Source organism: Accumulibacter sp., assembly GCF_029255285.1.
Taxonomy (GTDB): Bacteria; Pseudomonadota; Gammaproteobacteria; order Burkholderiales; family Rhodocyclaceae; genus Accumulibacter.
The window spans coordinates 1-10962 of the sequence record NZ_JAPUVI010000010.1 but is presented as its reverse complement, the minus strand read 5'-3'; the positions used below and the strand labels follow the sequence as shown (position 1 = coordinate 10962).

Here is a 10962-nt window from a genome sequence, read left to right as displayed (position 1 = left end):
CACCCGTGGTGACCTCCTTGAGGCCGACGCAAGCAGCGATGTCTCCCGCCAAGACTTCCTTGATCTCCTCACGATTGTTGGCGTGCATCTGCAGGACGCGCCCGATGCGCTCGCGACGGCCCTTGGTTGGATTGAAAATGGTGTCGCCGGTCTTCAGAACGCCCGAATAGACGCGGATGAAAGTCAGTTGACCGACATAGGGGTCAGTCATCAACTTGAACGCCAGGGCGGAAAACTTGGCACTGTCGGACGCTTCACGGGTAGCGACCTCGCCGTTTTCCGCTTCACCCGTAACCGGAGGAATATCGACCGGCGACGGCAGCAGGTCGATCACCGCGTCGAGCATGCGCTGCACACCCTTGTTCTTGAACGCGGTGCCGCAAAGTGCCGGCTGAATCTCGCAGGCAATCGTGCGATCGCGCAGACCCTTGACTACGTCGGCCTCGCTCAGATCGCCTTCTTCGAGGTACTTGTCCATCAGCTCTTCGGACGACTCGGCGGCGGCCTCGATCATCTTGCTGCGCCACTCATCGGCCTCCGCCTGCAGCGCCGCGGGAATCTCACGGTAGTCGAACTTCATTCCCAGAGACGCCTCGTCCCAGTAGATCGCCTTCATCTTGATCAGATCGACGACGCCCTCGAAGTAGTCTTCCTTGCCAATCGGGATCACGATCGGCACAGGATTGGCCTTCAGGCGAATCCTCATTTGCTCGACGACCTTGAAGAAGTCGGCCCCCTGGCGGTCCATCTTGTTGACGAAGGCCAAGCGCGGCACCTTGTACTTGGTCGCCTGACGCCAGACCGTCTCCGACTGCGGCTGTACGCCACCCACTGCGCAATAGATCATGCACGCCCCGTCGAGTACCCGCATCGAACGCTCGACTTCGATCGTGAAATCGACGTGTCCCGGCGTATCGATGATATTGATGCGATGCTCAGGCCGATCGAGCTGCATGCCCTTCCAGAAACAGGTGGTCGCCGCCGAGGTAATGGTGATTCCGCGCTCCTGCTCCTGCGCCATCCAGTCCATGGTAGCGGCGCCATCATGCACTTCACCGATCTTGTGGTTGATACCGGTGTAAAACAGGATTCGCTCGGTCGCCGTTGTCTTGCCGGCGTCAATGTGCGCGCTGATACCGATGTTTCGGTAACGCTCGATGGGGGTTTTGCGTGCCACGGTAATAAACCTTCACTAAGAAAGAACGATCGTCGCCAACGGAAAACGGCGACGCTGACGCCTCAGAAGCGGAAGTGCGCGAACGCCTTATTGGCTTCTGCCATGCGATGGACCTCATCACGCTTCTTGACGGCGCCGCCACGGCTCTCGGACGCTTCGAGCATCTCGGCAGCGAGGCGCTGACCCATCGACTTCTCGGAACGTTTGCGCGCCGATTCACGCAGCCACCGCATAGCCAGCGCCATACGGCGGCTCGGGCGAACTTCCACCGGCACCTGGTAGTTGGCCCCCCCGACGCGGCGACTCTTGACTTCGACCAACGGCTTGATGTTACCGAGAGCTTGCCCGAAAACTTCCAGCGGATCCTTGCTGGTCTTGCTGACGATCAGATCGAAAGCGCCATAGACGATGCGCTCGGCGACGGACTTCTTGCCGCACTTCATGATGGTATTGACGAACTTGGAGACTTCGACGTTCCCGAACTTCGGATCCGGAAGAATATCGCGCTTCGGCACTTCTCGACGACGTGGCATAACAACCTCTCATATTCACAATTCAGTCGAAGGGCCGGACGACCCGTCCCTCCCGGCCTCCTCGGCCCTCCCTTACTCGGGCGGTAACTCAGGCCGCCTTGGGCCGCTTGGTACCGTACTTGGAACGGCTCTGCTTGCGCTTCTTGACACCCTGGGTGTCCAGCGAACCGCGCACCGTGTGATAACGAACGCCCGGCAGGTCCTTGACCCGGCCACCCCGGATCAGGACGACCGAGTGCTCTTGAAGGTTGTGGCCCTCGCCGCCGATGTAGGAGATCACCTCGAAGCCATTCGTCAGTCGTACCTTGCAGACTTTTCGCAGCGCCGAGTTTGGCTTTTTCGGTGTTGTCGTATAGACGCGCGTGCAGACACCCCGCTTCTGCGGGCAATTTCCCAAGGCCGGAACTTTGCTCTTGCTGCGAATTGCCTCGCGAGGCTTGCGCACGAGCTGGTTAATGGTTGGCATGTTTCCACCCCTATGTTCAGTGCAGCGACCGCCGTACCATGGGGCGGCTGCAAAAAACCAAGGCGGACCCAAAAGGCCGCCTTGGTGATTTTCATGACAAGACAAACCGACGCGCCTTCCGCGTCGGCGACAAAGACCGGCGATTCTAGGGTCTAACGGACGGCAAGTCAACCAACAGGGGCATCCTGTGCCTTCTCTTCGCTGCGTGCAAGATCGTCTTCCAGCCAGCCAACCCCGGCCGCCATATCCTCGCCGACGGCGTTCTTCTTGCGTGTGTTGTGATAGGCGAGGCCCGTCCCGGCCGGTATCAGGCGACCGACAATGACGTTTTCCTTGAGCCCGCGCAACTCGTCGCGCTTGCCCATGATGGCGGCCTCCGTCAACACTCGCGTCGTCTCCTGGAACGAAGCCGCCGAGATGAAGGAATCCGTCGATAGCGACGCCTTCGTGATACCCAGCAAGACGTGCTCGTAGGTCGCCGGCAGCTTGCCTTCGGCCAGCATGCGGTCGTTTTCGTCGAGCAGATGCGCACGTTCCACCTGTTCACCCTTGATGAACTTGGTGTCACCCGGGTCGAGCACATTGACGCGGCGCAACATCTGGCGAACGATCACCTCGATGTGCTTGTCGTTGATCTTGACGCCCTGCAAGCGGTACACGTCCTGCACCTCGTCGGTAATGTAAATGGCCAGCGCCTCGACGCCCAGCAGGCGCAGGATGTCATGCGGATCCGGTGCTCCATCGACGATCAGCTCACCCTTGTTAACCACTTGCCCGTCGTGTACGAGCACATGTTTGTCCTTGAGGATGAGGTATTCGTGAGTCACCCCGTCGAGGTCGGTGATCACCAGTCGCTGCTTACCCTTGGTGTCTTTGCCGAACGACATCGTACCGGTAAACTCGGCCAGCATGCCCGCGTCCTTGGGGGTGCGCGCCTCGAAGAGTTCCGCAACGCGTGGCAGACCACCGGTAATGTCACGCGTCTTGGCGGACTCCTGCGGTAAGCGAGCAAGCACGTCGCCAACGGAAATCTGCTGCCCGTCGTAGACGTTGATGATCGCACCCACCTGGAAGGTGATAGTCACCGGGTGATCACTGCCGTGCATCTTCACTTCGACGTCGGCCGGATCAAACAGCCGAACCTGCGGGCGCAATCCCTTGCTCGGCGCCTTGCCGCCACGCTTCGGATCGATGACCACCAGCGTGGACAATCCCGTCACCTCATCGATCTGCTTGGCAACCGTCACACCCTCTTCGACGTTTTCGAACTTGACGCGGCCCGAGTACTCGGCAATGATCGGACGCGTATGCGGATCCCAACTCGCCAGCTTGGCGCCGGCTTTGACCTGCTGTCCATCGACCACCTGCAGCGTCGAACCGTAGGGAACCTTGTGCTTCTCGCGTTCGCGACCGTTGTCGTCGGTAATGAGGATCTCGCCCGAACGGGTGATGACGATCTTCTCGCCCTTGGCACTGGTCACGTAGCGCATACTGGCGGTAAAGCGAACGACGCCGGCGCTACGCGTCTCGACCTGGCTGGCGACCGCGGCGCGCGACGCGGCACCACCGACGTGGAAGGTACGCATCGTCAACTGGGTACCCGGCTCGCCAATCGACTGGGCAGCGATGACCCCCACGGCCTCACCGACGTTGACTGGCGAGCCACGGCCCAAGTCGCGCCCGTAGCACTTGCCGCACAGGCCGTAGCGGGTGTCGCAGGTGAGTGGCGTGCGCACCTTGACTTCGTCGATGCCGATCTGGTCGATCAAATCACAATGGTCCTCGTTGATCAGCGTGCCTTGCTCGATGACCGTCGCTTCGCTGTCCGGGTCGACGATGTCCAAGGCCGTGACCCGACCGAGTATGCGCTCGCGCAGCGCCTCGATGACCTCGCCGCCCTCGATCAGCGCCTTCATGGTGACCCCGTTGGCCGTCCCGCAGTCTTCCTCTATGACTACGAGATCCTGTGTAACGTCGACCAATCGACGGGTCAGATATCCCGAATTCGCCGTTTTCAAGGCCGTATCGGCGAGACCCTTGCGCGCCCCATGGGTTGAGATGAAATACTGAAGAACGTTTAGCCCTTCCCGGAAGTTGGTCGTAATGGGTGTCTCGATGATCGAACCGTCGGGTTTGGCCATCAGGCCGCGCATGCCGGCCAACTGACGGATCTGCGCCGCCGAACCGCGCGCACCGGAATCGGCCATCATGAAGATCGAGTTGAAGGAATCCTGCTTTTCCTTAACGCCGTGGCGACTGGTCACCTCGATCTGGCCGAGTTGCTCCATCATCACCTTGGCGACCTTGTCGCCAGTGCGCCCCCAGATATCGACGACCTTGTTATAACGTTCGCCATTGGTCACCAAACCGTTGGTGTACTGGTTCTCGATCTCCTTGACCTCGGCTTCGGCTTCGGCGACGATTTCCCGCTTCTTCTCCGGCACCAGCATGTCGTCGGAACAAATCGAGATGCCGGCCCGGGTAGCCAAGCGATAGCCGTTCTGCATCAGCTTGTCGGCAAAGACGACCGTCTCTTTCAGGCCGCAACGGCGAAACGCGGCGTTGATCAGCTTCGAAATCTCCTTTTTCTTGAGCGCTTTGTCGATCAGGCTGAAAGGCAGGCCTTTCGGCAGGATCTCCGACAGCAGCGCACGACCGGCCGTCGTCTCGTAACGTGTGACCTTCTCCTGCCAGCCGGTCTCGCCATCGCGCTCGTACTCGGTGATGCGCACGCTAATCCGCGCGTGCAAGTCCAGTTCGCCGGCTTGCATGGCTCGCGTCACCTCGGCAAGATCGGGAAAAATCATTCCCTCGCCGGTCGCGTTGATGCGTTCGCGAGTCGCGTAGTAGAGGCCCAGCACGATATCCTGGGAGGGAACGATGATCGGTTCGCCATTGGCCGGCGAAAGTACGTTGTTGGACGCCAACATCAGCGTCCTGGCCTCCATCTGGGCCTCCAGTGACAGTGGAACGTGTACCGCCATCTGGTCGCCGTCGAAATCCGCGTTGAAAGCGGCGCAAACCAGCGGATGCAGTTGGATCGCCTTGCCCTCGATCAGCGTCGGCTCGAAGGCCTGAATGCCGAGGCGATGCAGCGTCGGCGCCCGGTTGAGCATGATCGGGTGCTCGCGAATCACCTCTTCCAGGATGTCCCAGACCACCGCTTCCTGCGTCTCGACCATCTTCTTCGCCTGCTTGATGGTCGTCGCCAGACCCATGACTTCGAGCCGGTTGAAAATGAACGGCTTGAACAGTTCGAGCGCCATCAGCTTCGGCAGCCCGCACTGGTGCAGTTTGAGTTGTGGTCCGACGACGATCACCGAACGACCCGAGTAGTCGACGCGTTTGCCGAGCAGGTTCTGGCGGAAACGGCCGCCTTTACCCTTGATCATATCGGCCAGCGACTTGAGGGGACGCTTGTTGGCGCCGGTCATCGCCTTGCCACGGCGACCATTGTCGAGCAGCGAATCGACCGCTTCCTGGAGCATGCGCTTTTCGTTGCGCACGATGATCTCCGGCGCCTTCAGCTCAAGCAGGCGTTTCAGGCGGTTGTTGCGGTTGATGACCCGGCGATAGAGGTCATTGAGGTCCGAAGTGGCAAAACGCCCGCCATCAAGCGGCACCAGCGGCCGCAAATCGGGCGGTAATACCGGCAACACTTCAAGAACCATCCACTCCGGCTTGATTCCCGATTTCTGGAAGCCTTCGAGAATTTTCAGGCGCTTGGAGAACTTCTTGCTCTTGGTCTCCGAGGTCGTCGTCTCGAGTTCGGAGCGCAGGCTCTCGACTTCGCGTCCGAGATCGATCGAGCGCAACAGCTCGCGGATCCCTTCGGCCCCCATGGCGGCGTAGAAGTCGTCACCGTACTCCTCGACCTTGGCCAGATAATCGTCCTCGGTCAGCAACTGGCCGCGCGCCAACGGCGTCATTCCGGGATCGAAGACAACGAAAGCCTCGAAATAAAGGACACGTTCGATGTCGCGCAGCGTCATGTCGAGAACCATTCCCAGTCGGCTCGGCAAACTCTTGAGAAACCAGATATGGGCTACCGGGCTGGCCAGTTCGATGTGCGCCATGCGCTCACGGCGAACCTTGGCCAGCGTCACTTCGACGCCACACTTCTCGCAGATGACACCACGATGCTTGAGCCGTTTGTACTTGCCACACAGGCACTCGTAGTCCTTGATCGGACCGAAGATCTTGGCGCAGAAAAGGCCATCGCGTTCCGGTTTGAAAGTACGATAGTTGATCGTCTCCGGTTTTTTCACTTCGCCATAGGACCATGAGCGGATCTTGTCCGGCGACGCGAGACCGATGGTGATCGCATCGAACTGCTCTTCCTGCGTCACCTGTCTGAATAAATCAAGCAGTGCTTTCATCTATTGCTCCAGTAAGGAGTGGGGCGTCGGGGGCAAAGCGCTGGGCGGCCGGCCAGACCGCGGACTTCAGTACTCATCCCTCGGCAAACAGTCAGAAACGTTCAAGATCGATGTCGATTGCCAATGAACGGATTTCCTTGACCAGCACGTTGAAGGACTCGGGCATTCCGGCGTCTATCTTGTGGTCACCCTTGACGATGTTTTCATAGACCTTGGTGCGTCCATTCACATCGTCCGACTTGACGGTCAGCATTTCCTGCAAGACGTACGAGGAACCATAAGCCTCGAGCGCCCAGACCTCCATCTCGCCGAAGCGCTGGCCACCGAACTGCGCCTTGCCACCCAGCGGCTGCTGCGTGACCAAAGAGTAGGGGCCAGTCGAGCGAGCGTGCATCTTGTCATCGACCAGGTGGTGCAGCTTCAGCACATGCATATAGCCGACAGTCACTTGGCGCTCGAACTGTTCGCCAGTCCGTCCGTCGTAAAGCGTCATCTGTCCCGATTCGGGCATTCCAGCAAGGGCCAGCATGGCCTTGATCTCCGATTCCTTGGCACCGTCGAACACCGGTGTGGCAAAGGGAACGCCAGCCTCCAGATTGCCGGCCATTTCGGTAATCTCTTCGTCGCCGAGCTGGTCGAGGTCTTCCGACTTGCCGGTACCGTTGTAGATCTTCTCGAGGAAGCCGCGGACATCGCTGATTGCCGCCTGCCGGCTGAGCATCTCGCCGATCTTTATTCCCAGGCCCTTGGCAGCGAGCCCGAGATGGACCTCGAGAATCTGGCCGACGTTCATCCTTGACGGCACACCGAGCGGATTGAGAACGATATCGACCGAGCGACCGTCAGCCATGTACGGCATGTCCTCGACCGGAACGATGCGCGACACGACGCCCTTGTTGCCATGCCGCCCGGCCATCTTGTCGCCGGCCTGCAGGCGGCGCTTGACAGCCACATAGACCTTGACCATCTTCTGCACACCCGGCGGCAGCTCGTCACCCTGCGTCAGCTTCTTGCGCTTTTCCTCGAACGCAACGTCGAAACCCTTGCGCGTTTGTTCGAGACCTTCGCGCAGCGACTCGAGCTGATGGGCGACATCCTCGTCGGCCATCCGAATGTCGAACCAGTAATGCGGCTCCAGACCATCGAGGTATTCCTGGCTCACCAAGGCACCTTTGGCGAGCCGTTTCGGTCCTCCGTTGGCCGGTTTGCCGACAATCAATCGCTCGACACGGGCAAAAGCATCGCGTTCGACGATGCGCAACTGGTCGGCCAGATCAAGCTTGTAGCTGCGCAAATGGTCGTCGATGATCGACTGCGCGCGTTTGTCACGCTCAATGCCTTCGCGCGTGAACACCTGAACGTCGATCACCGTCCCGGCGATGCCGGACTGCACGCGTAGCGAGGTGTCCTTGACGTCCGACGCCTTCTCGCCAAAGATCGCCCGCAGCAGCTTCTCTTCCGGCGTCAACTGCGTCTCGCCTTTCGGCGTCACCTTGCCAACCAATACGTCGCCAGCTTCGACTTCGGCACCGATGTAAACGATCCCCGATTCGTCGAGGCGTGACAGTTGCGACTCGCCGAGAGAAGCGATGTCGCGGGTAATCTCCTCCGGTCCAAGCTTGGTGTCGCGGGCAACGACCGTCAGCTCCTCGATGTGGATCGACGTGAAACGATCCTGCGCCACGACGCGCTCGGAGATCAGGATCGAATCCTCGAAGTTGTAGCCGTTCCACGGCATGAAGGCGACCAGCATGTTCTGTCCGAGCGCCAATTCACCCTTGTCGGTGGAGGCCCCGTCGGCTACTACATCGCCGCGGGCGATCAGGTCCCCGACCCGGACCAGCGGCCGCTGGTTGATGTTGGTGTTTTGGTTCGAGCGGGTGTACTTGACCAAGTTGTAGATGTCGACACCGACTTCGCCGGGGCCTGTCTCATCGTCATTGACCCGCACGACGACGCGCGAAGCATCGACGTAATCGACCTTCCCGCCGCGCTTCGCCTGAACCGCTGTACCCGAGTCGACGGCGACGGTGCGCTCGATACCGGTACCGACCAGCGGCTTCTCCGGACGTAGGCAAGGGACCGCCTGACGCTGCATGTTGGCGCCCATCAGCGCCCGGTTGGCGTCGTCGTGCTCGAGGAAAGGGATCAGCGACGCGGCCACCGACACGATCTGGCTCGGCGCGACGTCCATGTACTGCACGCGCGCCGGCTCGGCAAGAATCGTCTCGCCCTTTTCTCGGCAGGTAACCAGTTGATCCATCAACATACCGCCTTCGCCGAGATCCGAGTTGGCCTGCGCAATGATGTAGGCCCCCTCTTCGATCGCTGAAAGGTATTCGATCTGATCGCTGACATGACCAGCCACTACCTTGCGGTACGGCGTCTCGAGGAAGCCGTACTCGTTGGTGCGCGCGTACAAGGCCAGAGAGTTGATCAGTCCGATGTTCGGGCCTTCCGGTGTTTCGATCGGACACACCCGGCCATAGTGCGTGGGATGCACGTCGCGCACCTCGAAGCCGGCGCGCTCGCGCGTCAGCCCCCCCGGACCGAGGGCCGATACGCGGCGTTTATGGGTAATTTCGGACAGCGGGTTGGTTTGGTCCATGAACTGCGACAACTGGCTGGAGCCAAAGAACTCCCGCACGGCAGCACTGATCGGTTTGGCGTTGATCAGGTCATGTGGCATCAGGTTGTCCGACTCGGCTTGCGACAAGCGCTCCTTGACCGCACGCTCGACGCGCACCAAGCCCGCTCGAAACTGATTTTCCGCCAGTTCTCCGACCGAGCGGACGCGTCGATTGCCGAGGTGATCAATGTCGTCGATCTCACCGCGGCCGTTGCGCAACTCGACGAGAAGCTTGATCACCTCGACGATGTCTCGCGGTGACAGGGTCAGTTGTTCGCGTACTTCGCCGCTGGCACCGAGCGCCTTCAACTGTTCGAACAAAGCCTGTGCAGCGTCTTTGGAAAGGTTTTCCGCCACCGCGCGCGGCCCGTAGCTCAACTCGGCCATCACCTGTTCGACCGCTGCCACTGGGTCGTCGACCGCCTCATTGACCAGTTTGACCACTCCCTCCCGTTTCGCGGGTACATGCTTGAGCATTACCTTGTGTTCGACAACGGCTTTGCGGCCCAAGCGACGGTTGAACTTCATGCGGCCGACGGCCGACAGATCGTAACGATCGTCGGAGTAGAACAGGCCGTTGAAGAGGATCTCGACCGCTTCCTCGGTCGGCGGCTCGCCGGGCCGCATCATGCGGTAGATGGCAATGCGCGCCGCCTGCCGGCTCGCCGTTTCATCCGCGCGTAGGGTCTGAGAAATGAAGCCGCCACGGTCGAGATCGTTGATGTAAAGGGTAGGCAGGGACTCGATGCCGGCTTCCACGAGTCGGGCCAGCAAGGTCTCGGTGACCTCGTCGTTGGCATTGGCCAGGATCTCGCCGCTGCTTTGATCGATAATGTCCTCCGCAATCACGCGACCGATCAAGAAATCGTCCGGCACGGCAACCTGCTTGATCCCGGCGGCATCCAGCTCACGGATGTGTTTGGCGGTAATCCGCTTGTCCTTGGCGATGATCAGCTTCCCGGATTGATCGTTGAAGTCGAAACGAGCGACTTCACCGCGCAAGCGCTCGGGAACGAGTGCGAATTCGATGACTTTGCCACCACCCAGGTAGAAGGTGTCGAACTCGAAAAACTCGCGCAGAATTCGCTGCGGTGTCAGACCGATGGCTTTCAGCAGGGTGGTCACCGGCATCTTGCGGCGGCGGTCGACACGGAAGAAAAGCAGATCCTTCGGATCGAACTCAAAATCGAGCCAGGAACCACGATAAGGAATCACGCGTGCCGAAAACAACAGCTTGCCCGAGCTATGCGTCTTGCCTCGATCGTGCTCGAAGAACACCCCTGGCGAACGGTGGAGCTGCGAGACGATGACCCGCTCTGTACCGTTGATGACAAAGGAACCGGTGCTGGTCATCAATGGGATCTCGCCCATATAGACTTCCTGCTCCTTGACTTCCTTGATCGTGTCGGGAGCTTCGCGGTCGAGAATGACTAGACGCACCTTGGCCCGCAAGGCCGAAGCGAAGGTCAAGCCGCGCTGCTGACACTCCGTGACGTCGAAAGCCGGATCGGAGAGCGCGTAGCTGACAAACTCCAGGCGCGCATTACCACTGTGACTGACGATCGGAAAAATCGACGAAAAAGCCGCCTGCAAGCCCTGGTTCCTGCGCTGAGCCACCGGCACGCTGGCCTGCAGAAAGGCCGTGAACGACTCGAGCTGAGTCGCCAGTAGGAACGGAACGTCAAGAACGCTGGCTCGCTTGGCGAAGCTCTTGCGGATACGCTTTTTCTCGGTGTATGAGTAGGTCATGGTCGCTCCGAACTCAGAAGGCAAATCCT

Annotated in this window: 5 protein-coding genes; all 5 read right to left on the bottom strand. The window is 60.0% G+C overall.

The window, feature by feature from the left end; translation table 11 throughout:
- Positions 1-1177 (bottom strand): GTP-binding protein (locus Q1M07_RS00890; RefSeq protein ID WP_300449343.1); only part of this gene is annotated, 1177 nt, incomplete at its 3' end.
- A gap of 62 nt (positions 1178-1239) precedes the next feature.
- Positions 1240-1710: a 30S ribosomal protein S7 gene (gene rpsG, locus Q1M07_RS00885; RefSeq protein WP_300449340.1), complete on the bottom strand. Its 471-nt coding sequence runs from the start codon at positions 1708-1710 to the stop codon at positions 1240-1242.
- Positions 1711-1798: 88 nt separating this feature from the next.
- Positions 1799-2176: a 30S ribosomal protein S12 gene (gene rpsL, locus Q1M07_RS00880; protein WP_015767930.1), complete on the bottom strand. Its 378-nt coding sequence runs from the start codon at positions 2174-2176 to the stop codon at positions 1799-1801.
- A gap of 167 nt (positions 2177-2343) precedes the next feature.
- Positions 2344-6555, bottom strand: a complete 4212-nt coding sequence (rpoC, locus tag Q1M07_RS00875; protein ID WP_300449336.1) for a DNA-directed RNA polymerase subunit beta' — start codon at positions 6553-6555, stop codon at positions 2344-2346.
- Positions 6556-6646: 91 nt separating this feature from the next.
- Entirely contained in the window at positions 6647-10933 is a 4287-nt protein-coding gene (gene rpoB / locus Q1M07_RS00870) for a DNA-directed RNA polymerase subunit beta (protein ID WP_300449333.1), read from the bottom strand.
- Between the last annotated feature and the right edge of the window lie 29 nt (positions 10934-10962).